The sequence below is a fragment of the Streptomyces sp. NBC_00075 genome (genome assembly GCF_045041225.1).
Taxonomy (GTDB): domain Bacteria; phylum Actinomycetota; class Actinomycetes; order Streptomycetales; family Streptomycetaceae; genus Streptomyces; species Streptomyces adonidis.
The window spans coordinates 8641912-8668859 of sequence record NZ_CP108243.1; the positions used below are offsets into that span (position 1 = coordinate 8641912).

A 26948-nucleotide genomic window follows, 5' to 3' on the forward strand; every position below is an offset into this window, starting at 1 on the left:
GAGCAACCACATCGGGAGCGGTGCGCGGCGAATGGCCGAGCAGCGCTCCCGATGCCTCGTCGGTGTGGAGCCCGGTCTGAGGGGCGGGCGCGGGGCCGGCGTGCGCATGCGGGGCCCGGGTCCCTCTGCGACGATCGCTGAATGATCGTCCGGCTGCGGTCGCTCGTGACGCGGTGGACGGCCGTCGTGCCGGTGGCCGCGGTCGTCCTGCTGGTGTTCACGTGGGGACGCGGCCTTCCCGGTGTCGTCGTCGGGCTGGTGACGCTGGTCCTCGCGGGAGCGGTGCTGGCCGCCGTGCATCACGCCGAGGTGATCGCGCACCGCGTCGGTGAGCCTTTCGGCTCGCTCGTGCTGGCCGTCGCCGTCACGATCATCGAGGTCGCCCTGATCGTCACGCTGATGGCCGACGGTGGGGACAAGAGCTCCACCCTGGCCAGGGACACCGTCTTCGCGGCTGTGATGATCACCTGCAACGGCATCGTCGGACTGAGCCTGCTCACGGCCTCGCTCCGCCACGGGACCGCGGTCTTCAACCCGGAGGGCACCGGCGCCGCCCTCGCGACGGTCGCGACGCTGGCCACGCTCAGCCTGGTGCTGCCGACGTTCACCACCAGCAAGCCGGGCCCCGAGTTCTCCACCGCCCAGCTCACCTTCGCCGCGCTCGCCTCACTGACCCTGTACGGCCTGTTCGTGGCGACCCAGACCGTGCGGCACCGCGACTACTTCCTGCCGATCACCCGGCAGGGCGAGGTCATCACCGCGGACGGCCACGCGCAGTTGCCGACCGCCCGCGACGCCAAGGTCAGCCTGGGACTGCTGGGCCTGGCGTTGATCGGTGTGGTCGGCCTCGCGAAGGGAGTGTCGCCCACCATCGAGTCCGGTGTGGAGGCGGCGGACCTGCCGCATGCCGTCGTCGGTGTGATCATCGCCCTGCTCGTGCTGCTTCCCGAGACGATCGCCGCCCTGCGTTCCGCGCGCCGCGACCGGGTGCAGACCAGCCTGAACCTCGCCCTCGGGTCCGCGATGGCCAGCATCGGCCTGACCATCCCGGCCGTGGCCCTGGCGTCCGTCTGGCTCTCCGGGCCGCTGGTCCTCGGCCTGGGCGCCACGCACATGGTGCTGCTCGCCCTGACCGTGGTGGTGGGTTCGCTGACGGTGGTGCCCGGGCGGGCCACGCCGCTCCAGGGAGGCGTACATCTGGTGCTGTTCGCGGCCTACCTGGAGCTGGCGATCAACCCCTGACCACCGCCACAGGCCACTCCGTTCACTCCGTGGCCGGTACGGCGGCGACGCGGGGCACCGGCCGGGTCTCCGGCAGCAGTGCGAAGCACCCCAGGCTGAACAGCGCGATCCCGGTCAGATACACCCCCACGCCCCACGGGACCCGTCCGACGTCCTCGGCGAGCGCCGTCGCCACGATCGGCGTGAGCGCGCCGCCCAGAACCCCGCCGAGGTTGTAGCCGACTGCGGCGCCCGTGCACCGTACGCGTGGCTCGTACAGCTCCGGGAGATACGCGGCGATCACCGCGAACATCGTGACGAACGCGATCATCGCCACCAGGAAGCCGAAGAACATCAGCAGTGGCTCACCGGTCGACAGCAGCGCGACCATCGGGCACATCCACAGAGCGGCGACGGCACAGCCCGTGAGGCACAGCGGGCGGCGGCCGTAACGGTCCCCCAGGAGAGCCGCCACCGGCGTCAGAGCGCCCTTGATCACCACCGCGGCCATGATGCAGGCCAGCATGACGGTGCGGCTGACGCCGAGCCGTTCCGTCCCGTAGGCGAGGGACCAGGTCGTCACCGCGTAGAACACCGCGTAGCCGACCGCGAGCGCGCCCGCCGTCAGCAGGACCAGCCGCCAATGGTCGCGCACCACCTCGGCGAGCGGCACGCGCGCGTGGTCGTCGATCTCCAGGAAACTCGGACTCTCCGCGAGCGACGAACGCAGCCACAGCCCCGCCACCGCGAGCACCCCGGCCGCCCAGAACGGCACCCGCCACCCCCACGAGGCGAACTGCGCCTCCGTGAGGGACGCCGACAGGGCCAGCATCACGCCGTTGGCGAGCAGGAAGCCCACCGCGGGGCCGATCTGCGGGAAGCTCGCCCACAGGGCGCGCCGTTCGGCGGGCGCGTGCTCCGCGGTCAGCAGGACCGCCCCGCCCCACTCCCCGCCGAGCCCCAGCCCCTGGAGAAAACGCAGCACCAGGAGGAGCACGGGAGCGGCCATGCCGATCGACTCGTACGTCGGTACGCAGCCGACCGCGACCGTCGACGCACCGGTCAGCAGCAGTGAGGCGACGAGGACCGGGCGCCGCCCGCGCCGGTCCCCGATGTGCCCGAACAGCACCGATCCCAGCGGCCGGGCGACGAAGCCCACCCCGAACGTCCCGAAGGCGGCCAGTGTCCCGGCCAGCGGCGAGAACGTCGGGAAGAACAGGGGCCCCAGGACCAGCGCCGCCGCGGTGCCGTAGACGAAGAAGTCGTAGAACTCGATGGCCGTCCCCGCGAGCGAGGCCGTGGCCAGCCGCACCATGGAGGGGGTCTTTACCGTGCGTACATCGTGCATGCCGGGTCAACTACCCACGGTGACCGCGCGTTACGGGGGCGTGCGGGGGCCGACCGGGATCAGTACGTCACGGTGATGCGCCGGTCAGGGCCGTCCACCCGTACCGACCCTCCAAAGGGGATGACGATCTGCGGATCCGTGTGCCCGAAGTCCACGTCGAAGACGGTCATCATGCCGGGAGCGTAGGCGCGCAGGGCGCGTCGGACCGCCTCCCGCTGCTCGGCGGCGTAACGGGCGGCCTCCTCGGGGCTGTTGGGGCGCTCGAAGGACCAGGTCTTCGCGCGGGCCATCAGCAGCGCGGAGAAGCGCTGGAGCAGTCCGCGCTCGCCCATGTTGCGCAGGGTGCGGAAGACCTCCTCCCCGCTCGGCAACTCCTCGGAGGTCTCCAGGAACAGCACTCCGCCGTCGTACTCCGTCAGATCGTGGGAGATCTCGCGGTCGGCCATCAGCAGCCAGGCGACGATCTCCAGACAGCCGCCCCAACTGCGGCCCTCCACCACGCGGTCGGCGTTCTGCCAGGTCCAGCCGGTGCCGGGCCGGGTCTCCGGCTCGCTGTCGAACGTCGTGGGGTCGGCCCAGTCTCGGTTGACGTCGTTCCAGCGCTCGGCGGGCCGCAGTTCGTAGGCGCCCGAGGTGAACAGGGCGGCCCGCAGGGACTCGGCGGTCAGCGGGTCCATGGCCACGGGACGGCCGAGCGCCGTCATCACGGTCGCGCCGTGGTAGCCGACGATCCCGGTGTTGTACAGGTACGCCAGCAGGCAGGTGTTGTCGCTCATCCCGAAGAACGGCTTCGGGTTCGCCCGGATCAACTCCCGGTCCAGGAAGGGCAGCACGGTGATCTGGTCGTCGCCGCCGATCGACGCGATGACCGCTTTGACGTCCGGATCGGCGAACGCCGCGTGGATGTCGTCGGCCCGCTCCTGGGGCGTCGCACCCATCTTCCGGGTCGTCGGATACTCGACCGGTTCGAGGTCGAACTCCTTGCGCAGCCGCTCCAGCCCAAGTTCATGGGGGTGCGGGAAGAGCCCGGGCAGTCCGGCGCCCGGCGAGATGACGGCGATGCGGTCGCCGGGGGAGGGCTTGGGCGGATACGCGGGGGTCGTCATGCCGGGAGCGTACGGGCCACCGCACTGTCAGTGCACCGTGATAAACCGGGGCTGAGCAGCGGTCCTCGACGGGCCGCCACCCCTGAACGGACCGGAGGAACAATGCCCCGCACCCTCGCCGACGCCCCGATCATGATCCTCAACGGGCCCAACCTGAACCTCCTGGGCCAGCGCCAGCCGGACATCTACGGCTCCGGCACGCTCGCCGACGTCGAGGCCCTGTGCGCCAAGGCGGCGGCCGGGCACGGCGGCACGGTGGACTTCCGTCAGTCCAACCACGAGGGCGAGTTGGTCGACTGGATCCAGGAGGCACGCCTCAACCACGCCGGCATCGTCATCAACCCCGGCGCCTACTCCCACACGTCCGTCGCGATCCTGGACGCGCTCAACACCTGCGACGGCCTGCCGGTGCTGGAGGTCCACATCTCCAACATCCACCAGCGCGAGACGTTCCGGCACCACTCGTACGTCTCCCTGCGCGCCGACGGTGTCATCGCGGGGTGTGGTGTGCAGGGGTACGTGTTCGGGGTGGAGCGGGTCGCCGCGTTGGTGGAAGCGGCGACCGTGGAGGCGTGACGCGCGGACGCGACCGCCCCTACAGCCGCCCCGCCTCCACGATCCGTCGCAGGAACTGCTGCGTACGCTCCTGCTGCGGATCGCCGAACACCTGGTCCGCTGTGCCGCGTTCCAGGACGACGCCGCCCTCCAGGAAGCACACCTGGTCCGCGACATCGCGGGCGAAGCCCATCTCGTGGGTGGCCAGGACCATCGTCATGCCCTCGCCCTTGAGGTCCCGGACGACGCTGAGAACCTCGCCCACGAGTTCCGGGTCGAGGGCCGCGGTGATCTCGTCGAGGAGCAGCAGCCGGGGGCGTACGGCCAGGGCGCGGACGATCGCGGCCCGCTGCTGCTGCCCGCCGCTCAGCCGGTCCGGATACTCGCCGGCCTTCGCGCCCAGCCCGAGCCGCTCCAGCAGCTCACGCGCGTGCTGCTCGGCCTCCGCGCGGTCCACGCCGTGCACCCGGCGCGGGGCGAGGGTGATGTTCTCCAGGACGGTCATGTGCGGAAAGAGGTTGTACGCCTGGAAGACCACGCCGATCCGGCGGCGCACGGCGTCCTGGTCGGTCCGCGGATCGGTGATCTCCTCGCCGTCCAGCCAGATCGCGCCGTCGTCGATCTCCTCCAGCAGGTTCGCGCACCGCAGCAGCGTGGACTTGCCGGAACCGGACGCGCCGATCAGGGCGGTCACCGTGTGGGAGGCGACCTCCAGATCGACGTCCCGCAGGACGACCGTCTCGCCGAACGTCTTGCGCACGGACTCCATACGCAGCACGGGGGAGGAGCTTTCGGGGATGCCGCTGGGGATGTCGCTCACAGTGTTCCTCCCTGCGCCCGCTGCCGGTCCATCCGGGCCGTCACCCAGTCCGTGAAGCGGGTCATCGGGATGGTCAGCGCGACGAAGACCAGTCCCGCGACGATGTACGGCGTGTAGTTGAGGCTGCGGCCCACGATGATGTCGGCCGCGCGCACGGCGTCGACCGCGCCGCCGATCGAGACGAGCCCGGTGTCCTTCTGTAGCGACACCAGGTCGTTCAGCAGCGGCGGCACCTGGCGCCGTACCGCCTGGGGCAGCACGACGTGCCGCAGCGCCTGCCGGTTGGTCAGCCCGAGCGAACGCGCCGCCGCCCGCTGCGAGGGGTGCACGGACTCGATGCCGGCCCGGAACACCTCGGCGACGTACGCCGAGTACGTCAGCGTCAGCGCCGTACCGCCGAGGAGGACCGGATCCACGGTGATGCCCTGGAGCCGCAGCGCCGGGACACCCAGGACGACGATCATCAGGTTGATGATCAGCGGGAGGCCGCGGAAGAAGTCCGTGTACGCGGCGGCCAGCGCGCGCACCGGGAAGAACACCGGGCCGCGCAGCGTACGGGCGATCGCGATCAGCATGCCCAGGACGAGCACCGCGACGCCGCAGATCAGCAGCAGCCGTACGTTGAGCCACAGCCCTTCGAGGACCTTGGGGAACGCCTCGCGCGCGTACTGCGCGTTGAAGAACGTCTCCTTGGTGCGCGGCCAGCCCGGCGCGTTGACGACTATCAGGTAGAGGACGACCCCGGTGACCAGGGTGGACACCGCGGCGATCGACGTGGCGCGGCGAGCGCGGGTGCGCTTGAACCGCTCACGGTCGATCCGCCGCTGCGAGGGGACGTAACCGTCGCCCCGGTCCGGCATGTCGCCCGGGTCCTCCTGCCCGGACTCCTCCTTCACTGCGGTCACTTGAGCACCGGTGCGTCGACGGCGTCCGACAGCCACTGCTTCTCGATCGAGGCGAGCGTGCCGTCCTTGCGCAGGGCGTCCACCGCGGACGTCACGCACGAGGTGAGCGCGCTGCCCTTGTCGAGCACGAGCCCGAACTGCTCCGGCGTACCGCCCTGGTTCTCGAACTGCCCGACGATCTTCGCGTCGGTCACCTCGGCGGCCGTGACGTAGAAGGCGGTCGGCAGATCGAGGACGATGGCGTCGACCTGGCCGTTCTGCAGCGCGGCCTTGGCCTGGTCGTTCTTGGCGTACGCGGCCGGCTCCTGGGTCGGCTTCACCACGTCTTCGAGGTAGTTGAGGCTCGTGGTGCCGACCTGGGCGCCCAGCTTGAGGCCCTTGAGGTCCGCGATGCTCGTCGCCTTCGCGGCCTTGGAGTTCTTCAGCGCGACGACGGCCTGGCGCACGTCGTAGTAGCCGGACGAGAAGTCCACGGCCTTCTTGCGCTCGGCGCTGATCGAGACCTGGTTGATGTCGAAGTCGAAGGTCTTCTCCCCGGGCGCGAACGCCTTGTTGAAGGGCACGCTCTGCCAGACCACGTTCGCCTTGTCGTAGCCGAGCTGCTTCGCCACGGCGTACGCGACCGCCGACTCGAAGCCCTCACCGTTGGCGGGCTTGTCGTCCTTGAACCACGGCTCGTACGCGGGCTCGTCGGTGGCGATCGTCAGCTTGCCCGAGGTCTCGGTGGCCAACTTGCCCTTGGCGCAGGTGGTCCCGGCCGACTCGGTGGACGCGGCGCTGCTCTTCTCCTCCGGCTGCGGGGCACAGCCGACAGCGGTGGCGAGCAGGGCGACAGTGGCGGCGGAGACTGCGCGGCGCAGCAGGTGAGGGGCAGAGTGCATGGCGGGAGAGTGGCAGCGAGGCGTGCCATTTGTCCAGGTCACAGGCGGAATTGTCCGCATAGTGGGAACGTGTGTTGCGTTCTTGTGAACGTCTCCTGTGAACGCCGGGGCCGCCGACCGAGGGCGGGGATCGACAGGTCGGCGGCCCGTGCCGCCCAGGAGCCGTCATCCTGTGCGGGGCTGTCTCCAGTGGACTGCGCCCGCGCGCACGCCGGGAGCGCGTGCGCGATGTCAGCGTGTGTGTTCGTTTCACACGGGGCGCGCGTTCATCAACTGCGCGCCCCCGGAACGGGGTTCGGCCCGCTCACCAGCCCCGCGCGTGCCACTCCGGCAGATGGGGTCGCTCCGCACCCAGGGTCGTGTCGTTGCCGTGCCCCGGATAGACCCAGCTCTCGTCCGGGAGAGGCTCGAAGATCTTCGTCTCCACGTCGTGGATCAGGCTGGCGAAGGCCTCGGGGTCCTTGCGCGTATTGCCGACGCCGCCGGGGAAGAGGCAGTCCCCGGTGAAGACGTGCGGATGCCCGTGCGGGTCGTCGTAGACGAGCGCGATCGAGCCCGGCGTGTGTCCGACCAGGTGGCGCGCGGTGAGTTCCACGCGCCCCACGCGGATCGTGTCCCCGTCGTCGACCGGTACGTCGGTCGGTACGGGGATGCCCTCGGCGTCGTCCCGGCCCGCGTACGTACGGGCACCGGTGGCCGCCACTACCTCCGCGAGCGCCTGCCAGTGGTCGCCGTGCTGGTGCGTCGTGACGAGCGACGCGATGCCGTCGTCGCCGATCAGTGTGATCAACGTATGGGCGTCGTTCGCCGCGTCGATCAGCAACTGCTCGTCCGTGGCCCGGCAGCGCAGCAGATAGGCGTTGTTGTTCATCGGGCCGACCGCGACCTTGGTGATCATCAGGTCCTGCAACTCGTGCACATCGGCGGGGCCGCCGACCTTCACCGCTCCGCTGTACGTCATGGAGTTCAGCCTATGCGACGCCGCTGACACTAGAGCGGGGGCAGTGCGGGCAGGGCTCCGCCCGAGACGTCGAGTCCCGCGCCGTCCCGACGGCCGGCGAGCCACCCCAGCAGCTCCGGTGCCGGGCCGGTGACCGTGATGCCGGGCTCGGCCGCTTCGGCGCCCGTGCTCCACGCGCGCGTGCCGTTCGTGATCGTCGTGGGCGGCACCTCGGGGTGCCCCGCGAAGCGCTCGGCGAGGAAGTCGATCTCCCGCTCCACGAACTCCGCCGGGAGATCTTCCAGCTCGTACCCGATCCCCAGGTCCACGTGGTGCAGCTCGACCTCGGCCCACCGCCGGAACGGCACATTGGAGGCGGAGTCGGTGACGCCGTTGCGCAGTTCCACCGTGCGCGTCCAGTCCGCGGGTGCGGCCCCCGCCTCCTGGAAACGGGCCGCGGCCTCTCGCAGGTCCGAGAGCTGGACGTCGAGGGGGCGCGGGGCGTCGCGCTCGATGTCGGCGTCACGCGCCTCCCCGGAGACGTACATGAGACGTCCCTCGAAGACGTTCACGAGGGCGTCCGCGTTGCGGGCGAGGTGGGCGAGGACATGGCCGCGGGTCCAGTCCGGCAGTCGTGACGGCTCGGCCACCGAATCGTTGTTCAATTTCGCGGCTGCGGTGAGCAGTCGTTCCGTCGCGTCACGTACAGATGCCAGGTCGCGCACATGATCAGCCATGGGGCCGACGATAGCCCCGCCACACGTTCGGGTGAAGGTAGTGGCCAGGACCCGTAAATCGAATGTGCGTGCTATATGGTCGGGTGCGGCGTCGGGCATGCTGGATGGCCGGGGATTGTTACCAACCCAGGGATCCGACCGGCGTTGTCAGTGGCTCCCCCTAGTCTGAGAAAGCACGGGGGCCCCGCCCCTGTCACCACTCTCAAGAAAGGTGCGGACCGGCGTGGCCGACCGTCTCATCGTCCGTGGCGCGCGCGAGCACAATCTCAAGAATGTCTCGCTCGACCTCCCGCGCGACTCGCTCATCGTCTTCACGGGCCTGTCCGGGTCGGGCAAGTCCTCCCTGGCCTTCGACACGATCTTCGCCGAGGGCCAGCGCCGCTACGTCGAGTCGCTCTCGTCGTACGCCCGCCAGTTCCTCGGCCAGATGGACAAGCCGGACGTCGACTTCATCGAGGGCCTCTCGCCGGCCGTCTCGATCGACCAGAAGTCGACCTCGCGCAACCCGCGCTCGACGGTCGGCACCATCACCGAGGTCTATGACTACCTGCGCCTGCTCTTCGCGCGCATCGGCAAGCCGCACTGCCCCGAGTGCCGTCGCCCCATCTCGCGCCAGTCGCCGCAGGCCATCGTCGACAAGGTCCTCTCCCTGCCGGAGGGAAGCCGCTTCCAGGTGCTGTCGCCGCTGGTGCGGGAGCGCAAGGGCGAGTTCGTCGACCTCTTCGCGGACCTCCAGACCAAGGGCTACTCCCGCGCGCGGGTGGACGGCGAGACGATCCAGCTGTCCGACCCGCCCGCGCTGAAGAAGCAGGAGAAGCACACCATCGAGGTGGTCATCGACCGCCTCACGGTCAAGGAGGGCGCCAAGCGCCGTCTCACCGACTCGGTGGAGACCGCCCTCGGCCTCGCCGGCGGCATGGTCGTGCTCGACTTCGTCGACCTCCCCGAGGACGACCCCGAGCGCGAGCGCATGTACTCGGAGCACCTGTACTGCCCGTACGACGACCTGTCCTTCGAGGAGCTGGAGCCGCGCTCCTTCTCCTTCAACTCGCCCTTCGGCGCCTGCCCCGAGTGCACGGGCATCGGCACACGCATGGAGGTCGACCCCGAGCTGATCGTCCCGGACGAGGACAAGTCGCTCGACGAGGGTGCCATCCACCCCTGGTCGCACGGCCATACCAAGGACTACTTCGGCCGCCTCGTCACCGCCCTCGCGGACGCCCTGGGATTCCGCACCGACATCCCCTTCGCGGGCCTCCCGCAGCGCGCCAGGAAGGCGCTGCTGCACGGGCACAAGACCCAGATCGAGGTGCGCTACCGCAACCGGTACGGCCGGGAGCGCGTGTACACGACGCCCTTCGAAGGCGCCGTCCCGTTCGTGAAACGGCGGCACAGCGAGTCCGAGAGCGATGCCAGCCGGGAGCGCTTCGAGGGTTACATGCGCGAGGTGCCCTGCCCCACCTGCCAGGGCACCCGCCTCAAGCCGATCGTCCTCGCGGTCACGGTCATGGACAGGTCCATCGCCGAGGTCGCCGCGATGTCGATCAGCGACTGCGCGGACTTCCTGGCCGAGCTGAAGCTCGACGCCCGCGACAAGAAGATCGCCGAGCGGGTGCTCAAGGAGGTCAACGAACGGCTGAAGTTCCTGGTCGACGTCGGCCTCGACTACCTCTCGCTGAACCGCGCGGCCGGCACCCTCTCCGGCGGCGAGGCCCAGCGCATCCGCCTCGCGACCCAGATCGGCTCCGGACTCGTCGGCGTGCTGTACGTCCTCGACGAGCCGTCCATCGGGCTGCACCAGCGCGACAACCACCGGCTGATCGAAACCCTGGTCCGGCTGCGCGACATGGGCAACACGCTCATCGTCGTCGAGCACGACGAGGACACCATCAAGGTCGCCGACTGGATCGTCGACATCGGCCCCGGTGCGGGTGAGCACGGCGGCAAGGTCGTGCACAGCGGCTCCCTGAAGGAGCTGCTCGCCAACGACGAGTCGATGACCGGGCAGTACCTCTCGGGCAAGAAGGCCATCCCGCTCCCCGACATCCGGCGCCCGCAGGACCCGTCCCGTCGGCTCACCGTGCACGGCGCCCGCGAGAACAACCTCCAGGACATCGACGTGTCCTTCCCGCTGGGTGTGCTCACGGCCGTCACCGGGGTGTCGGGGTCCGGCAAGTCGACGCTGGTCAACGACATCCTGTACACACACCTCGCCCGCGAGCTGAACGGCGCCCGCAGTGTGCCGGGCCGTCACACGCGCGTGGACGGCGACGACCTCGTCGACAAGGTCGTGCACGTCGACCAGTCGCCCATCGGCCGCACCCCGCGCTCGAACCCGGCGACGTACACCGGTGTCTTCGACCACGTCCGCAAGCTGTTCGCGGAGACGGTCGAGGCGAAGGTGCGGGGCTATCTGCCCGGCCGCTTCTCCTTCAACGTCAAGGGCGGACGCTGCGAGAACTGCGCGGGCGACGGCACCATCAAGATCGAGATGAACTTCCTCCCGGACGTCTACGTCCCGTGCGAGGTCTGCCACGGCGCCCGCTACAACCGGGAGACCCTGGAGGTCCACTACAAGGGCAAGTCCATCGCCGACATCCTCAACATGCCGATCGAGGAAGCCCGGCACTTCTTCGAGGCGGTCCCGGCGATCGCCCGCCACCTCAACACACTGCACGACGTCGGTCTCGGCTACGTCAGGCTCGGCCAGTCCGCGACGACCCTGTCCGGCGGCGAGGCCCAGCGGGTGAAGCTCGCCAGCGAACTCCAGAAGCGCTCCACAGGGCGCACGGTGTACGTCCTGGACGAGCCGACCACCGGTCTCCACTTCGAGGACATCAGCAAGCTCCTCAAGGTGCTCTCCGGCCTGGTGGACAAGGGCAACACGGTCATCGTCATCGAGCACAACCTCGACGTCATCAAGACCGCCGACTGGGTCGTCGACATGGGCCCCGAGGGCGGCGCGGGTGGCGGTCTCGTGGTCGCCGAGGGCACCCCCGAGGAGATCGCCGGGGTCCCCGCCAGCCACACCGGCAAGTTCCTGCGCGAGATCCTGGGCGCCGACCGGATCAGCGACGGCACCTCGGTGAAGGCCCCGCGCAAGACGGCCGCCAAGAAGGCGGTGGCGGCCAAGTCGACGGCGACGAAGACGGCGACGGCGAAGACCGCCAACAACACGGCGACGAAGAAGGCGACTCCGGCGAAGAAGACGACAACTCGGGCCCGCAAGGCCTGAGCTGACGTCGAACCCGGACAAGGCAGCGAAGGCGGCGGCCCGCAGGAACTCCCTGCGGGCCGCCGCCCGTTGCACAACCGGACACGACCAGCCGCCGCGCGCCCAACCCCGCAGTCCGACGGACCGCCCCTACAGCGCACCCAGTTCAGCCGCGTACGGCGGCTCCGCCCCCGCCCGTGAACAGGTGATCGCCGCCGCCCGCGCCGCGAGGCGGAGCAGGTCTGTCCAGCCGTCGGGGCCCAGGCCGGCCAGAGCCGCCGGGGACAGGGCGTCCCGGACCGACAGACCGTGCAACAGCGCCGCGTTCACGGTGTCGCCGGCGCCGATCGTGTCCACGACGTCGACCTCCTCGCCGGGCACCGAGTGTTCCGCGCCCTCACGGGTGAAGACGGTCAGTCCGTCGCCGCCCCGGGTGACCACGACGGCGGAAGGACCGGCGGCCAGCCATTCGTGCGGAGTCCCGCCGAGCCACTTCGCGTCCTCCTCCGACAGCTTGAGCAGCGACACCGACGGCAGCCAGCTCTTGAAACGGGCCCGATAGGCGTCCGCGTCGGGGATCAGTACCGCCCTGATGTTCGGGTCGAGGGCCGTGAACACCCCCTGTGCGGAGGCGCTCCGCAGCAACTCCTCGTACGCGGTCGCGCCCGGCTCCAGGACCAGCGAACACGTGCCGAACGACACCGCCCGGGCCGCACCGGGGAGTCGGTCGGGTGCCGTGAACAGCCGGTCGGCGGTGCCCTCGACGTAGAAGGAGTAGGCGGCCGAACCGTCCGCACCGATCGAGGCGACCGCGAGAGTCGTCGGCTCGTTGCCGCGCTGTACGGACGACACGTCCACGCCCGCGCCGCGCAGCCCGTCGAGCAGCGCCTCGCCGAAGGCGTCGGACGAGACCCGGGAACAGAACGCGGTGGGGGAGCCGAGGCGCCCGAGGGCCACGGCAGTGTTGTAGGGCCCGCCACCGAGCGCCGGCCGCAGATCCGCGAGGGCGCCCGCCGCACGCGGTACCAGGTCGATCAGTGCCTCACCGGCGACGACGATCACGAGACGGGTCCTTTCTCGGCCTTGGGGAAGTTCGCGGGGCGCGATTGCCGGCCCCGTCGCCCGGCACATCCGCACGACTCGCGATGGACGAACGTGCACGGGAGCCGCACGGTCCGGGTCGGGCGGTCCGGGTCGGCCAGGCGGTCCAGGAGCAGACGTACGGCCTGGGCGCCGATGTCCTTGGCGGGCTGTGCCATCGCGGTGAGCCCGGGGGAGAAGAGGTCCGCCCAGGCGAAGTCGTCGAAGCAGCACAGAGCCAGGTCGTCCGGCACGGTGAGGCCCCGTTCGCGCACGGCACGCAGGGCGCCGATCGTCATCGTGTTGTTGGCGGTGACGAGGGCGGTCGGGGGCGCCGCGAGGGAGAGAAGGGCGGCGGTGGCCCGCTCGGCCCCCTCCGACTCGGAGTCCCCATGGACCACCAGACGCTCGTCGTGGGGGAGCCCGGCGAACGCGAGGCCGATGCGGTAGCCGGTGATCCGCTCCGTCGTCGTGCTCAAGCCGGGGCGGCCCGCGACCAGGCCGACGCGTTCGTGCCCGAGCGCGGTGAGGTGGGCGACCAGCCGGGCCATGGGCTCGGTGTTCTCGGCGCACACCTGGTCGAAGCGCGGGGTGCTGTCCGAGGAGGTGCTTTCCGACGGGGTGTCGAGCAGCCGGTCCAGGATCACCGTCGGTACCTCGTGCCGGGTCAGATAGGCGACCAGGGCGCCGGGAGCCGCCGAAGGGGCCACGATCATGCCGTCCACGCGCCGCTCGTGCAGCAGCTGGACGACCTTGCGCTCGTGCTCGGGGTCGTCGTGCGGGTCGGCGATGAGGAGGCTGTAGCCCTGCTCCAGGGCGCCCGCCTCGACGCCCTGGACGATCTCCGTGAAGTACGGGTTGCTGATCGCAGACACCGCGAGTCCGATGGACCGCGTCCGCGAGGTGACAAGGGAACGGGCCAGCGTGTTCGGCGTGTAGCCCAGCACCTCGATGGCGTCGAGGACGGCCTGCCGGGTCGCGGGACGCACCACACGCGTGTCGTTCAGTACATGGGAGACGGTCGCCACGGACACGCCCGCGTGCCGTGCGACATCGGCCATCGTCGCCATGGGGCTGTGCCCTCCCGTCCGGATTCGGCGTCAATGGCGGCAACGTACCGCATCCGCCGCAGGACGTAAACGCTTACGTAAGCGATTGCGCAATCGCTTACGTCTGCCCCGGGCCGGTCACTCCCAGTCCCAGCCGATGCCCAGGATCCCCGGTCGCAGCCTCGGCTCGACGAGGTGGACCGAGCGGTGGCGGGCGCTCACCGGGAGGTCCTGGCGACCGCTGCGGGGCGCCGCGGCCGAGTGCTGGGCGAACCGGTGGCAGCGCACCGGCAGGGACCCGTCGTCGAAGCGGACCTGGAGCGCGTACTGGCCGCCCGCGACGCCGAAGCCTCGGACGTACTCACGGGACACACCCGCGGTGCCGTCCTCGACGGCGTAACGGAAGAGGAACGTATCTCCGGCACGCAACCGGGTGTCGAAGAGGAGTTCGGCGACCAGCACCCCGGTGTCGTGATGCCGGCGGACCCGTCCCGTGCGGCAGTTCTCCAGAGCGTGGACCGACATACGGTCCGGCGCGCACCCGGGGTCGCCGTGGTGGACGGCGACGAAGCGGTCGGTGCCGTCCCGGTGGGCGCGCACGATGTGGTGGGCCTCGCGGACGAGAAGTTCGCGGTGTGCGCCGATCCGTATCCGTTCGTGCAGGCCAAGGGTGTGCAGACCGCCGTCGAGCGGTGCCTCCAGCTCCGTCAGCAGCTGCTCCAGGACCCCGGAGGCCTCCACCAGGGAGCGGTACGAACGCGCGGCGGGACGCTGTGTGCCGGCGCGTTCGTCGTCCCGGGAGAGCAGCCGGATCAGCGATTCCTCCGGCAGCTGGAGGATCTCCTCCAGGGCCCGCACGGCCCGCAGCGACTCGGGGCGCTGCGGGCGGCGGGCGCCCTGCTGCCAGTAACTCAGGCTGGTGACGCCGACCTTGACCCCGTACCGCCACAGATGGTGCTGGACGCGTTGCAGCGGCAGACCGCGGGCGGTGATCGCCGCCCGCAGGGCCACATGGAAGGGGCCGTTTCGCAGGGCCGTGTCCAGTTCCGCGGTTGCGTCCTCGGCGATGGCGTGGTCCGCGTGCGGTGTGCCTTGGCGCATGCAGGGGCCCTTCTGTGAATGGTCGCGGCGGCTGGTCGGACCGCGCGCGTGGGGCGAACCGGGGCGGTCCGGCGGGCGTACGCGGCGTCGTCCTCGCCCCCGTGTGTCCTCACGTGTGTACGCGGCCGTTCGCTGCCCCGAGTTCCCCCGCATTGAAGCGTGTTGACCAAGGCGCGACAACACCTGAGGCGCAACATGCGCGACTGCTGGGACTCCGACTTCGCCGTTCACCCCTCCGTGGGGGCCGGGGCGTCCGTCCACAGGACCGCCGCGCTGTCACACCCCGCCAGTAGGGTGTGAGACATGGCCGACCCCTCCAGCTACCGCCCCAAGCCGGGACAGATCCCGGACTCCCCCGGGGTGTACAGATTCCGCGACGAGCACCGTCGGGTGATCTACGTCGGGAAGGCGAAAAGCCTGCGCCAGCGCCTGGCCAACTACTTCCAGGACCTGGCCGGACTCCACCCGCGCACCCGCACGATGGTCACCACGGCGGCCTCCGTGGAGTGGACGGTCGTGTCCACGGAGGTCGAGGCGCTCCAGCTGGAGTACTCGTGGATCAAGGAGTACGACCCCCGCTTCAACGTCAAGTACCGCGACGACAAGAGCTACCCGTATCTCGCGGTGACGATGAACGAGGAGTACCCGCGCGTGCAGGTGATGCGCGGTCACAAGCGCAAGGGCGTGCGCTACTTCGGGCCGTACGGGCACGCGTGGGCGATCCGCGACACCGTGGACCTGCTCCTGCGCGTCTTCCCGGTGCGCACGTGCTCGGCCGGCGTCTTCAAGAACGCCGCCCGCACCGGCCGCCCCTGTCTCCTCGGCTACATCGGCAAGTGCTCGGCGCCCTGCGTCGGGCGGGTCTCGGCCGAGGAACACCGCGAACTGGCCGACGAGTTCTGCGACTTCATGGCCGGGCGTACGGGGACGTACATCCGCCGCCAGGAGAAGCAGATGGCCGAGGCCGCCGAGGAGATGGAGTACGAGCGGGCGGCCCGGCTGCGCGACGACATCGAGGCCCTCAGGAAGGCCATGGAGAAGAGCGCGGTCGTCCTCGCCGACGCGACCGACGCCGACCTGATCGCGGTCGCCGAGGACGAGCTGGAAGCGGCCGTCCAGATCTTCCACGTACGCGGCGGTCGCGTGCGCGGCCAGCGGGGCTGGGTGACCGACAAGGTCGAGGAGATCACCACCGGCGCCCTCGTCGAACACGCCCTCCAGCAGCTCTACGGCGAGGAGAAGGGCGACTCCGTGCCCAAGGAGGTCCTCGTCCCCGCACTGCCCGACCCCGTGGAGCCCGTCCAGGAGTGGCTCGCGGAGCGGCGCGGGTCCGGCGTCTCGCTGCGCATCCCGCAGCGCGGCGACAAGAAGGCACTCATGGAGACCGTGCAGCGCAACGCGCAGCAGTCGCTCGTACTGCACAAGACCAAGCGCGCATCCGACCTGACCACCCGCTCGCGCGCGCTGGAGGAGATCGCCGAGGCCCTCGACCTGGACAGCGCCCCGCTGCGCATCGAGTGCTACGACATCTCCCACCTCCAGGGGGACGACGTGGTGGCCTCCATGGTCGTCTTCGAGGACGGCCTACAGCGCAAGAGCGAGTACCGCCGCTTCCAGATCAAGGGCTTCGAAGGACAGGACGACGTCCGGTCCATGCACGAGGTGATCACCCGCCGCTTCAAGCGCTACATCGCCGAGAAGGGGAAGACCGGGGAGTGGGCGGACGGCCAGGAAATCGGCCAGGAAACCGACCCGGAGCCCGTGCGGGAGCTGAAGGACGAGGACGGGCGGCCCAAGCGGTTCGCCTATCCGCCGCAGCTCGTCGTCGTCGACGGCGGGCAGCCGCAGGTCGCCGCCGCCCAGCGGGCGCTGGACGAGCTGGGCATCGACGACATCGCCGTCTGCGGCCTCGCCAAGCGCCTGGAGGAGGTCTGGGTGCCCGGCGACGACGATCCGGTGATCCTGCCCCGCACCAGCGAGGGCCTGTATCTCCTCCAGCGTGTGCGTGACGAGGCGCACCGCTTCGCGATCACCTACCAGCGCGTCAAACGGGCCAAACGCTTCCGGGCGAGCCCCCTGGACGACGTGCCCGGACTCGGCGAAACCCGGAAACAGGCGCTGATCAAGCATTTCGGCTCGGTGAAGAAGCTGCGGTCCGCCACAATCGACCAGATCCGCGAGGTTCCCGGCATAGGCCTGAAGACGGCCGAGACGATCGCCGTGGCCCTCGCGCAGGCGGCCCCGGCCGCACCCGCCGTCAACACGGCGACCGGAGAGATCATGGAAGACGCAGCAGACGCAGCAGACGCGGAAAACACAGCAGACACGCAGGACGGGGAACCCGGGACGCGGACGGGTTCTCCGGGGGAGCCCGTGGCCGCGGGCGCCCCGGACGAGCGACGGGGGCAGGAGAAATGACCGAGCACGAGACACCGAAGGCCGAGCCCACAGCACAGGGCCAGGCAGGTCACAAAGAAGCGGGCGATGATCGCTCGCGGCACGCGGAGGGCCCCGCACCGGGCGGCCCGACGGGCCAGGAACCACCGGGCCAGGAAGACGGAGATCAAGTGGGTACGGGCATCGAGACAGCCGGGGTCGCCGAAGCGGCCATCCCCGAACTGGTGATCATCTCCGGTATGTCCGGAGCCGGCCGCTCGACGGCCGCCAAGTGTCTTGAGGACCTCGGCTGGTTCGTCGTCGACAACCTGCCACCGGCGCTGATCCCCACCATGGTGGAGCTGGGCGCCCGCTCCCAGGGCAACGTCGCCAGGATCGCGGTCGTCGTCGACGTACGCGGCAGGCGCTTCTTCGACAACCTCCGTGAGTCGCTCGCCGACCTGGCGGTCAAGGGTGTCACCCGGCGGATCGTCTTCCTGGAGTCCTCGGACGACGCCCTGGTGCGCCGTTTCGAGTCGGTGCGCCGGCCGCACCCCCTCCAGGGGGACGGCCGTATCGTCGACGGCATCGACGCCGAGCGGGAACTGCTGCGCGAGCTGCGCGGCGACGCCGACCTGGTGATCGACACCTCCAGCCTCAACGTGCACGAACTGCGCGCCAAGATGGACGCCCAGTTCGCCGGCGAGGAGGAGCCCGAGCTGCGGGCCACGGTCATGTCCTTCGGCTTCAAGTACGGCCTTCCGGTCGACGCCGACCTGGTCGTGGACATGCGGTTCCTGCCGAACCCGCACTGGGTCCCGGAGCTGCGCCCGTACACCGGGCTCAACGAGGAGGTGTCGGCGTACGTCTTCAACCAGCCCGGCGCCAAGGAGTTCCTCGACCGGTACGCCGAGCTGCTCCAGCTCATCGCCGCCGGATACCGCCGCGAGGGCAAGCGCTATGTGACCATCGCGGTCGGCTGCACCGGCGGCAAGCACCGCTCGGTCGCCACCTCGGAGAAGCTCGCCGCACGCCTTGCCTCGCAGGGCGTGGAGACCGTGATCGTGCACCGGGACATGGGACGGGAATGACGGGACGTACACCGCGGCTGAGCAGGCTGCGCCGGGTGACCCCCGAGGGACGGGCCGGCCGGCCCGTCGAGGCACGCGGCGCCAGGCCGCGCCGCCGGGGCGCCCAGCCCAAGGTCGTAGCCCTGGGCGGCGGCATGGGCCTGTCCGCCTCGCTCGCCGCACTGCGCCGGATCACCGGCGACCTGACCGCCGTCGTCACCGTGGCCGACGACGGCGGCTCCAGCGGGCGCCTGCGCGACGAACTGGGCGTCCTGCCGCCCGGTGACCTGCGCAAGGCCCTGGCCGCGCTGTGCGGGGACGACGAGTGGGGCCAGACCTGGGCCCGCGTCATCCAGCACCGCTTCCAGTCCAAGGGAGACCTGCACGAACACGCCGTCGGCAATCTGCTGATCGTCGCCCTGTGGGAGCAGCTCGGCGACCACGTCCAGGCCCTCGACCTGGTCGGCAGGCTCCTGGGCGCGCACGGCCGCGTCCTGCCGATGTCCGCCGTTCCCCTGGAGTTGCAGGCACTGGTCAAGGGGCACGACCCGGAGCGGCCCGAGGACGTCGACACCGTACGGGGGCAGGCGACCGTCGCGCTGACGCCCGGCGAGGTGCAGAGCGTGCACCTGGTGCCGCACGACCCGCCCGCGGTCCCGGAAGCCGTCGCCGCCGTCCTGGACGCCGACTGGGTGGTCCTCGGTCCCGGCTCCTGGTTCTCCTCCGTGATCCCCCATCTGCTGGTGCCGGAGCTGCTCGAAGCGCTCACCGAGACGAAGGCCCGCCGGGTACTCTCGCTGAACCTCGCGCCGCAGCCCGGAGAAACCGAGGGCTTCTCCCCGCAGCGTCATTTGGAGGTTTTGGGACGACACGCCCCTAAACTCGCCCTGGACGTGGTGTTGGCCGACGAGGCCGCCGTGCCCGACCGCGATTTGCTGACCGACGCCGCCAAGGGGTTCGGCGCCGCGGTCGAGCTGGCGCCGGTGGCCCGGCCCGACGGATCTCCTCGGCACGATACGGAGCTGTTGGCCGCCGCGTACGACCGTATTTTTCGGATGCATGGAAGGATCGGCCCATGGCGATGACGGCAGCGGTGAAGGACGAGATCTCCCGGCTCCCCGTCACCCGTACCTGCTGCAGGAAGGCGGAGGTCTCCGCCATTCTGCGGTTCGCCGGCGGCCTTCACCTGGTCAGCGGGCGCATCGTGATCGAGGCGGAGCTGGACACCGCGATGGCGGCGCGCCGTCTCAAGCGGGACATCCTGGAGATCTTCGGCCACAGTTCCGAACTGATCGTGATGGCACCCGGCGGACTGCGCCGCGGCTCCCGTTACGTGGTCCGGGTGGTCGCGGGCGGTGACCAGCTGGCCCGCCAGACAGGGCTCGTGGACGGCCGTGGGCGCCCGATCAGAGGTCTGCCCCCGCAGGTGGTCTCCGGGGCCACCTGCGACGCGGAGGCGGCCTGGAGAGGGGCCTTCCTGGCCCACGGCTCGCTCACCGAGCCGGGACGCTCCTCGTCCCTCGAAGTGACCTGCCCCGGCCCCGAGGCCGCGCTCGCCCTCGTCGGCGCCGCCCGGCGCCTCTCGATCGCCGCCAAGGCCCGCGAGGTCCGGGGCGTCGACCGGGTCGTCGTCCGGGACGGGGACGCGATCGGCGCCCTCCTCACCCGGCTCGGCGCGCACGAGTCCGTGCTGGCCTGGGAGGAGCGGCGGATGCGCCGCGAGGTCCGCGCCACGGCGAACCGGCTCGCCAACTTCGACGACGCCAACCTGCGCCGCTCCGCGCGCGCGGCCGTCGCCGCCGGAGCCCGGGTCCAGCGCGCGCTGGAGATCCTCGCCGACGACGTGCCCGAGCACCTCGCGGCGGCCGGCCGGCTGCGCATGGAGCACAAGCAGGCCTCCCTGGAGGAGCTGGGCGCCCTCGCCGACCCGCCGCTGACCAAGGACGCCGTCGCGGGCCGTATCCGCCGGCTGCTCGCCATGGCCGACAAGCGCGCCCAGGACCTCGGCATTCCGGGGACGGAGTCCAACCTCTCCGAGGAGATGGCCGACGCGGGCTGACGGACTCTCAGAGCGGACTGACGGAGCCTCAACACGCCGGGGCCGGTACCCACTTCGGGTACCGGCCCCGGCGTGTTGCCTGTCCTTGGGGCCCCCTTGACTGGATCATGAACTGTCATGAGCCTGGCATCTGTTCGCCATTGTGGTGAACCATCGCAAGGGGGGTTCATGAGACGAAGAGCGAGAACGATCCTCGCTGTCGGCGCACTCCTGCTGGGCGGCGCGGGACTCGCGCCCATCGCCGTGGCCGCGGAGGACGCCGGTACACCGGACGCCGACGAGGTCAAGGTCTTCCGCGCCGAGGTCACGAAGGAGCAGATTCCGCTGCTCCTCGCGACCGGCCAGGACGGTCACGAACTCGGGGAGCAGGCACCGGAGAAGGGCACGGCCACGGTCGAGGTCTACCTCACCGACAAGCAGGCCGAGCAACTGGAGGACAAGGGCGTCGACCTCAAGGAGCACACGCTCACGGCGAAGGCACGCGCGCGCGTGGCCGCCGCCGGCGACGGCGTCTTCCGGCCGTACAGCGGAGCCGGCAACCTCCAGGAGGAGATCCTCCGGACCGCGCAGGAGAACCCGGCCCTGACCAAGGTCGTCTCCATCGGCAAGACCCTTCAGGGCCAGGACATCCTCGCGCTCAAACTGACCAAGGGCGCGAAGAAGACCAAGGACGGCGCCAAGCCGTCCGTCCTGTACGTCTCCAACCAGCACGCGCGCGAATGGATCACGCCGGAGATGACCCGGCGCCTGATGCACCACTACCTGGACAACTACTCCAAGGACCGGCGCATCAAGAAGATCGTCGACTCGACCGAACTCTGGTTCGTCCTGTCCGCCAACCCGGACGGCTACGACTGGACGTTCGAGCCCGAGGGCGACCGCCAGTGGCGCAAGAACATGCGGGACGTCAACGGCGACGGCGCCTACACCATCGGCGACGGCGTCGACCTCAACCGCAACTTCGCCTTCAAGTGGGGCTACGACGACGAGGGTTCGTCCCCGTTCCCCACCAGCCAGACCTACCGCGGCGCAGGCCCCAACTCGGAGCCCGAGACCAAGGCGCTGGACGCCTTCGAGCGGCGCGTCGGCTTCGACTACGGCATCAACTACCACTCCGCCGCCGAACTGCTCCTCTACGGAGTCGGCTGGCAGGTCGCCTCGCCGACCCCCGACGACGTCCTCTACAAGTCGCTCGCCGGCACGCCCGAGAACTCCGCGATCCCCGGCTACCACCCCCAGCTCTCCTCCGAGCTGTACACCACCAACGGCGAGGCGGACGGCCACGCGGCCAACGTCAACGGCACGGCGATGTTCACCCCGGAGATGTCGACCTGCCAGACCGCGTCGAACCTCTATCCGGACGACGCCTGGAACGCGGCCGACTGTGCCTCGGTCTTCACCTTCCCGGACGACGAGAAGCTGATCCAGGAGGAGTTCACCAAGAACATCCCCTTCGCGCTCTCCGTCGCCGAGTCGGCGGCCACCCCCGACCAGCCCAAGTCCTCGGTCGGCGTCGACGCCCCCGACTTCACCCCGGCACCCTTCACCACCTCGTACTCACGCGGCGCCGACCAGGAGGTCTCGGTCGTCGTACGCAAGTCCGTGCGCGACAAGGAACTCAATTACCGCGTCAACGGCGGCCGTACGAAGGACACGACGCTCAAGGCCTGGAAGGGCGGCGAGACCTTCGGCGGTGACGACAACCTGTACTTCGACGAGTACCGCGCCAAGGTCACCGACGGCGACCCGGGCGACAAGGTCGAGGTCTGGTTCACCGGCCGGACCAAGGCCGGGAAGCGCACCAGCAGCACGCACTTCACGTACACGGTCGCCGAACGGCCGCGCGCCGACACGCTCGTCCTCGCCGAGGAGGGCGCGACCGCCACACAGGCCCAGGCCTACGTCGACGCGCTGAAGGCCAACGGCAAAAAGCCGCTCGTCTGGGACGTCGCCGCCCTGGGCGCACCCGACGCGCTCGGCGTGCTCGACCACTTCAAGACGGTCGTCCACTACACGGGCGCCGTACGGCCCGGCAACGCCACCCAGCTCGAACTGCGCGCCTACCTCAACGAGGGCGGCAAGCTGATCGAGGCCGGCGAGACCGCGGGCGGCTCGGTCGACCTGGGCGGGGGCACCCTGTCCAACGACTTCAGCCAGTACTACCTGGGCGCCTACTCCCGTACGACCACACCGTCGGTCACCGCGTTCAACGGCTCCGGGAAGCTCACCGGCTTCAACGGCGCCCTCGGCGACGCGCCGGGCAACCCGCTGAACACGGCAGGGTCCTTCGGCGTCACCTCGGACACCCTGCCCGTGGCGACGTACCCGCAGTTCGCGAGCGCGGGTGCGGGCAGCTATCCCGGGACCGTCAACCCGTACGGGCCCTACGCGGGCGCCTCCATGGCCGCCGTCACGCACACCGACTACGCCTGGAACCGCCTCACCCGCACCATCGACCTCACCGGGGTGACCGCGGCCCAGGCGCCGGCCTTCCGCACCCAGCTCCTGTGGGACACGGAGGAGGGCTACGACCACGCCGTGCTCGAAGCCCACACCGCCGGGGCCGACGACTGGACCACGCTCCCGGACAAGGGCGGCGCCACCAGCACCGCCGTACCCACCGAGTGCGAGGCCGGGTTCTTCATCGCGGGCCACCCCGCGCTCGCCCGCTATCTGACCCTCGGCTCGAGTGCCTGCACGCCCTCCGGGACCAGCGGCTCCTGGAACAGCTTCACCGGGGCCTCGGCGGGCTGGCAGCAGGTCGAGTTCGACCTCTCCGCCTACGCCGGCAAGACGGTCGAGATCTCGCTCAGCTACATCACCGACCCCGGATCCGGCGGCCGCGGTGTCCTCGCCGACAACGCCACCGTCGTCATCGGCGGTACGGCGGGTGCGGTCGAGGGCTTCGAGACGTCCCTGGGCGCCTGGAGCGTCCCCGGACCGCCCGCGGGCAGCCCCGCGGTCATCAAGGACTGGGGTCTTTCGGGCGAGCTGGCCAAGACGTACGGAGCGGTCTCCACGGACGACACCGTGCTGCTGGGCTTCGGCCTGGAGCACGTCACCAAGGCCACCGACCGGACGGCACTCCTCGGCAAGGCACTGGCCGCGCTGAAGGACTGATCAGAACCGTTCACCGACGATCCGATCCTGTCCGTTCATCGGGTAATCGCGGTGCGACAACTGGGCGGTCCGTACCCCTACTGGCGGGTACGGACCGCCCTGCCGTGTATGGGGCATCTCGATGTCACCACCGGGGCCGCAGGGAGGTAGGGTCGTAGGCGGTCGGGGACATCCCATACAACTCGCCGGCATCGAAAGTCGGCGTACCAACGAGGAGATCGGTTCGTGACGATCCGCGTAGGCATCAACGGCTTTGGCCGCATCGGTCGTAACTACTTCCGCGCGCTGCTGGAGCAGGGTGCTGACATCGAGATCGTGGCTGTCAACGACCTGGGTGACACCGCGACCACCGCTCACCTGCTCAAGTACGACACCATCCTGGGCCGTCTCAAGGCCGAGGTGTCGCACACCGCCGACACGATCACCGTGGACGGCAAGACGATCAAGGTTCTCTCCGAGCGCAACCCCGCCGACATCCCGTGGGGCGAGCTGGGCGTCGACGTCGTCATCGAGTCGACCGGCATCTTCACCAAGAAGGCCGACGCCGAGAAGCACATCGCGGGCGGCGCCAAGAAGGTCCTCATCTCGGCTCCGGCCAAGGACGAGGACATCACCATCGTGATGGGCGTCAACGAGGACAAGTACGACGCGGCCAACCACCACGTCATCTCCAACGCCTCCTGCACCACCAACTGTGTGGCGCCGATGGCCAAGGTTCTCGACGAGAACTTCGGCATCGTCAAGGGCCTGATGACGACGGTCCACGCGTACACGAACGACCAGCGCATCCTGGACTTCCCGCACTCCGACCTGCGTCGCGCCCGCGCCGCCGCGGAGAACATCATCCCGACCACGACCGGTGCCGCCAAGGCCACCGCGCTCGTGCTCCCGCAGCTCAAGGGCAAGCTCGACGGCATCGCGATGCGCGTGCCGGTCCCGACCGGGTCGGCCACCGACCTGGTCGTCCAGCTGTCCCGCGAGGTCACCAAGGACGAGGTCAACGCCGCGTTCAAGAAGGCCGCCGACGGCGAGCTCAAGGGCTTCCTGACGTACACCGAGGACGAGATCGTCTCCTCGGACATCGTCGGCGACCCGTCGTCCTGCACCTTCGACTCCTCCCTGACCATGGTCCAGGAGGGCACGTCGGTGAAGATCCTCGGCTGGTACGACAACGAGTGGGGCTACTCCAACCGCCTCGTCGACCTGACGGTCTTCGTCGGCAACCAGCTCTGAGTCCCGGAGCAGGCACTTCGATGTGAGCACAGGGCTCGGGCAGCGCGACGCGGCGCTGCCCGAGCCCTGTCGCACGTGCTGATCGATCCAGCCCCTCCCGGACAAAAGAGCCCTCCCTAGGAGCCCCTTCATGAAGACGATCGACGAACTCCTCGCCGAAGGAGTGGACGGCAAGCGGGTCTTCGTCCGCGCCGACCTGAACGTGCCGCTGGCCGACGGCCTCATCACCGACGACGGCCGCATCCGGGCCGTCCTGCCCACCGTCAAGGCCCTCACGGACGCCGGCGCCAAGGTCGTGGTCGCCTCCCACCTGGGCCGCCCCAAGGGCGCCCCGGACCCTGCCTTCTCCCTGCTGCCCGCCGCGGAACGCCTCGGTGAACTCCTGGACGCCCCCGTGGCCTTCGCCCAGGACACCGTCGGCCCCGCCGCCCACGACGCCGTGAACGGCCTCCAGCCGGGCCAGGTCGCGGTGATCGAGAACCTGCGCTTCAACGCCGGTGAGACCGCCAAGGACGACACCGAGCGCGGCGAGTTCGCCGACCAGCTGGCGGCCCTGGCCGATGTCTACGTGGGTGACGGTTTCGGTGCCGTGCACCGCAAGCACGCCTCCGTGTACGACCTTCCGGCCCGCCTGCCGCACTACGCCGGCTACCTCATCGCCACCGAGGTCGGCGTCCTCAAGAAGCTCACCGACGACGTGCAGCGCCCCTACGTGGTCGCGCTCGGCGGTGCCAAGGTCTCCGACAAGCTCGCCGTCATCGACCAGCTGCTCGGCAAGGCCGACCGCATCCTCATCGGCGGCGGAATGGCGTACACCTTCCTCAAGGCCCAGGGGTACGAGATCGGCGCCTCCCTCCTTCAGGAGGACCAGATCCCGGCCGTGCTGGAGTACGTCGCCCGCGCCGAGAAGAACGGCGTCGAGCTGATCGTCCCGGTCGACGTGGTGGTCTCCGCGGGCTTCCCCGACCTGAAGGCCAAGGCGCCCACGAACCCCACGACCGTCGCCGCGGACGCCGTCCCGGCCGACCGGATGGGCCTGGACATCGGTCCGGAGTCCCGCAAGCTGTACGCCTCCAAGCTCGCCGACGCGGCCACCGTCTTCTGGAACGGTCCCATGGGCGTCTTCGAGCACCCCGACTACGCCGAGGGCACCAAGGCCGTCGCCCAGGCCCTCCTCGACTCCCCGGCCTTCACGGTCGTCGGGGGCGGCGACTCAGCCGCCGCCGTACGCATCCTGGGCTTCGACGAAACCGCATTCGGCCACATCTCGACCGGTGGCGGCGCCTCCCTCGAATACCTCGAGGGCAAGACGCTCCCCGGTCTCGCCGCACTGGAGGACTGACCCAGCATGACCACTCGCACGCCGCTGATGGCGGGCAACTGGAAGATGAACCTCAACCACCTCGAGGCCATCGCCCACGTCCAGAAGCTCGCCTTCGCCCTCGCGGACAAGGACTACGAGGCCTGTGAGGTCGCGGTCCTGCCGCCCTTCACCGACCTGCGCTCGGTACAGACCCTGGTCGACGGCGACAAGCTCAAGATCAAGTACGGCGCCCAGGACATCTCCGCACACGACTCGGGCGCCTACACGGGTGAGATCTCGGGCCCGATGCTGGCCAAGCTCAAGTGCACCTACGTGGCGATCGGTCACTCCGAGCGCCGCCAGTACCACGGCGAGAGCGACGCACTTGTCAACGCCAAGGTGAAGGTCGCCTACAAGCACGGCCTCACCCCGATCCTGTGCGTCGGCGAGGAGCTGGAGGTCCGCGAGGCGGGCAACCACGTCGCCCACACCCTCGCGCAGGTCGAGGGCGGTCTCAAGGACCTCCCGGCCGAGCAGGCCGAGACCGTCGTCATCGCGTACGAGCCCGTCTGGGCCATCGGCACCGGCAAGGTGTGCGGCGCCGACGACGCCCAGGAGGTCTGCGCCGCGATCCGCGCGAAGCTCGCCGAGCTGTACTCCCAGGACGTCGCCGACGCCGTACGCATCCAGTACGGCGGCTCCGTGAAGTCCGGGAACGTCGCCGAGATCATGGCGAAGCCCGACATCGACGGCGCACTGGTCGGCGGTGCCGCTCTGGACGCCGACGAGTTCGTCAAGATCGTTCGGTTCCGCGACCAGTGAGTATGCGC

Annotated in this window: 21 protein-coding genes; 11 read left to right on the top strand and 10 right to left on the bottom strand. The window is 70.1% G+C overall.

What is annotated here, in order from left to right; genetic code table 11:
- The first annotated feature begins 141 nt into the window (after positions 1 to 141).
- Positions 142 to 1242, top strand: a complete 1101-nt coding sequence (locus OG787_RS37890) for a calcium:proton antiporter (protein ID WP_405538270.1) — start codon at positions 142 to 144, stop codon at positions 1240 to 1242.
- Between the two features lie 22 nt (positions 1243 to 1264).
- Here the strand turns inward: OG787_RS37890 and OG787_RS37895 are convergent, their stop codons facing one another.
- Together OG787_RS37895 and OG787_RS37900 are read right to left on the bottom strand one after the other, a co-directional pair.
- Positions 1265 to 2569: an MFS transporter gene (locus tag OG787_RS37895; protein WP_405538271.1), complete on the bottom strand. Its 1305-nt coding sequence runs from the start codon at positions 2567 to 2569 to the stop codon at positions 1265 to 1267.
- 59 nt (positions 2570 to 2628) lie between these two features.
- The gene (locus tag OG787_RS37900) at positions 2629 to 3675 is read right to left on the bottom strand and encodes a S66 peptidase family protein (protein WP_369033695.1); all 1047 of its coding nucleotides are present in this window, start codon (positions 3673 to 3675) and stop codon (positions 2629 to 2631) included.
- Between the two features lie 102 nt (positions 3676 to 3777).
- Here OG787_RS37900 and aroQ point away from each other — a divergent pair, with 102 nt between their 5' ends.
- On the top strand, positions 3778 to 4251 hold the full coding sequence (aroQ, locus tag OG787_RS37905) for a type II 3-dehydroquinate dehydratase (protein ID WP_405538273.1): 474 nt from the start codon (positions 3778 to 3780) through the stop codon (positions 4249 to 4251).
- 19 nt (positions 4252 to 4270) lie between these two features.
- Here the strand turns inward: aroQ and OG787_RS37910 are convergent, their stop codons facing one another.
- The 5 genes from OG787_RS37910 to OG787_RS37930 form a co-directional block, all read right to left on the bottom strand.
- Positions 4271 to 4999, bottom strand: a complete 729-nt coding sequence (locus OG787_RS37910) for an amino acid ABC transporter ATP-binding protein (RefSeq protein ID WP_405540708.1) — start codon at positions 4997 to 4999, stop codon at positions 4271 to 4273.
- A 47-nt stretch (positions 5000 to 5046) separates the two neighbouring features.
- A complete protein-coding gene (locus OG787_RS37915; protein ID WP_369033697.1) occupies positions 5047 to 5955 on the bottom strand; it encodes an amino acid ABC transporter permease in 909 nt (302 codons plus the stop codon).
- Positions 5952 to 6836 (bottom strand): ABC transporter substrate-binding protein, encoded by an 885-nt coding sequence (locus OG787_RS37920; protein ID WP_369033698.1) that lies wholly within the window; start codon positions 6834 to 6836, stop codon positions 5952 to 5954. Before OG787_RS37920 ends, OG787_RS37915 begins: the two co-directional genes overlap by 4 nt.
- A gap of 304 nt (positions 6837 to 7140) precedes the next feature.
- Complete coding sequence (locus tag OG787_RS37925) at positions 7141 to 7797, bottom strand: MBL fold metallo-hydrolase (protein ID WP_369033699.1); 657 nt, start codon at positions 7795 to 7797, stop codon at positions 7141 to 7143.
- 29 nt (positions 7798 to 7826) lie between these two features.
- Positions 7827 to 8513 (bottom strand): maleylpyruvate isomerase family mycothiol-dependent enzyme, encoded by a 687-nt coding sequence (locus OG787_RS37930; RefSeq protein WP_369033700.1) that lies wholly within the window; start codon positions 8511 to 8513, stop codon positions 7827 to 7829.
- A gap of 223 nt (positions 8514 to 8736) precedes the next feature.
- Here OG787_RS37930 and uvrA point away from each other — a divergent pair, with 223 nt between their 5' ends.
- Positions 8737 to 11748 (top strand): excinuclease ABC subunit UvrA, encoded by a 3012-nt coding sequence (uvrA, locus tag OG787_RS37935; protein ID WP_405538275.1) that lies wholly within the window; start codon positions 8737 to 8739, stop codon positions 11746 to 11748.
- 129 nt (positions 11749 to 11877) lie between these two features.
- On the opposite strand, the gene OG787_RS37940 is transcribed toward uvrA, so the two are convergent.
- The 3 genes from OG787_RS37940 to OG787_RS37950 all read right to left on the bottom strand — a co-directional run bounded on the left by OG787_RS37940 (position 11878) and on the right by OG787_RS37950 (position 14957).
- Positions 11878 to 12789, bottom strand: coding sequence for a carbohydrate kinase (locus tag OG787_RS37940; RefSeq protein ID WP_405538277.1), 912 nt, complete (start codon positions 12787 to 12789; stop codon positions 11878 to 11880).
- On the bottom strand, positions 12786 to 13877 hold the full coding sequence (locus tag OG787_RS37945; RefSeq protein ID WP_405538279.1) for a LacI family DNA-binding transcriptional regulator: 1092 nt from the start codon (positions 13875 to 13877) through the stop codon (positions 12786 to 12788). Before OG787_RS37945 ends, OG787_RS37940 begins: the two co-directional genes overlap by 4 nt.
- A gap of 117 nt (positions 13878 to 13994) precedes the next feature.
- Entirely contained in the window at positions 13995 to 14957 is a 963-nt protein-coding gene (locus tag OG787_RS37950; protein ID WP_369033704.1) for a hypothetical protein, read from the bottom strand.
- 303 nt (positions 14958 to 15260) lie between these two features.
- On the opposite strand from OG787_RS37950, the gene uvrC reads away from it, so the two are divergent.
- From uvrC to tpiA, 8 genes are all read left to right on the top strand, one after another.
- On the top strand, positions 15261 to 17375 hold the full coding sequence (uvrC, locus tag OG787_RS37955) for an excinuclease ABC subunit UvrC (RefSeq protein ID WP_369033705.1): 2115 nt from the start codon (positions 15261 to 15263) through the stop codon (positions 17373 to 17375).
- Positions 17372 to 18424, top strand: coding sequence for an RNase adapter RapZ (gene rapZ / locus OG787_RS37960; RefSeq protein WP_405538280.1), 1053 nt, complete (start codon positions 17372 to 17374; stop codon positions 18422 to 18424). The genes uvrC and rapZ overlap by 4 nt, the downstream gene beginning before the upstream one ends.
- Positions 18421 to 19488, top strand: a complete 1068-nt coding sequence (yvcK, locus tag OG787_RS37965; protein ID WP_369033707.1) for a uridine diphosphate-N-acetylglucosamine-binding protein YvcK — start codon at positions 18421 to 18423, stop codon at positions 19486 to 19488. Before rapZ ends, yvcK begins: the two co-directional genes overlap by 4 nt.
- Entirely contained in the window at positions 19479 to 20462 is a 984-nt protein-coding gene (whiA, locus tag OG787_RS37970; RefSeq protein ID WP_105973880.1) for a DNA-binding protein WhiA, read from the top strand. Before yvcK ends, whiA begins: the two co-directional genes overlap by 10 nt.
- 168 nt (positions 20463 to 20630) lie before the next feature.
- Positions 20631 to 23582 (top strand): M14 family zinc carboxypeptidase, encoded by a 2952-nt coding sequence (locus OG787_RS37975; protein ID WP_405538283.1) that lies wholly within the window; start codon positions 20631 to 20633, stop codon positions 23580 to 23582.
- 225 nt (positions 23583 to 23807) lie between these two features.
- Complete coding sequence (gene gap, locus OG787_RS37980) at positions 23808 to 24815, top strand: type I glyceraldehyde-3-phosphate dehydrogenase (protein WP_369033709.1); 1008 nt, start codon at positions 23808 to 23810, stop codon at positions 24813 to 24815.
- Positions 24816 to 24945: 130 nt separating this feature from the next.
- Positions 24946 to 26157 carry a phosphoglycerate kinase gene (locus tag OG787_RS37985; protein ID WP_369033710.1) on the top strand — a complete coding sequence of 404 codons (1212 nt, stop codon included), beginning with the start codon at positions 24946 to 24948 and terminating at the stop codon, positions 26155 to 26157.
- Positions 26158 to 26163: 6 nt separating this feature from the next.
- Positions 26164 to 26940, top strand: a complete 777-nt coding sequence (gene tpiA / locus OG787_RS37990; protein WP_369033711.1) for a triose-phosphate isomerase — start codon at positions 26164 to 26166, stop codon at positions 26938 to 26940.
- Positions 26941 to 26948 lie beyond the last annotated feature (8 nt).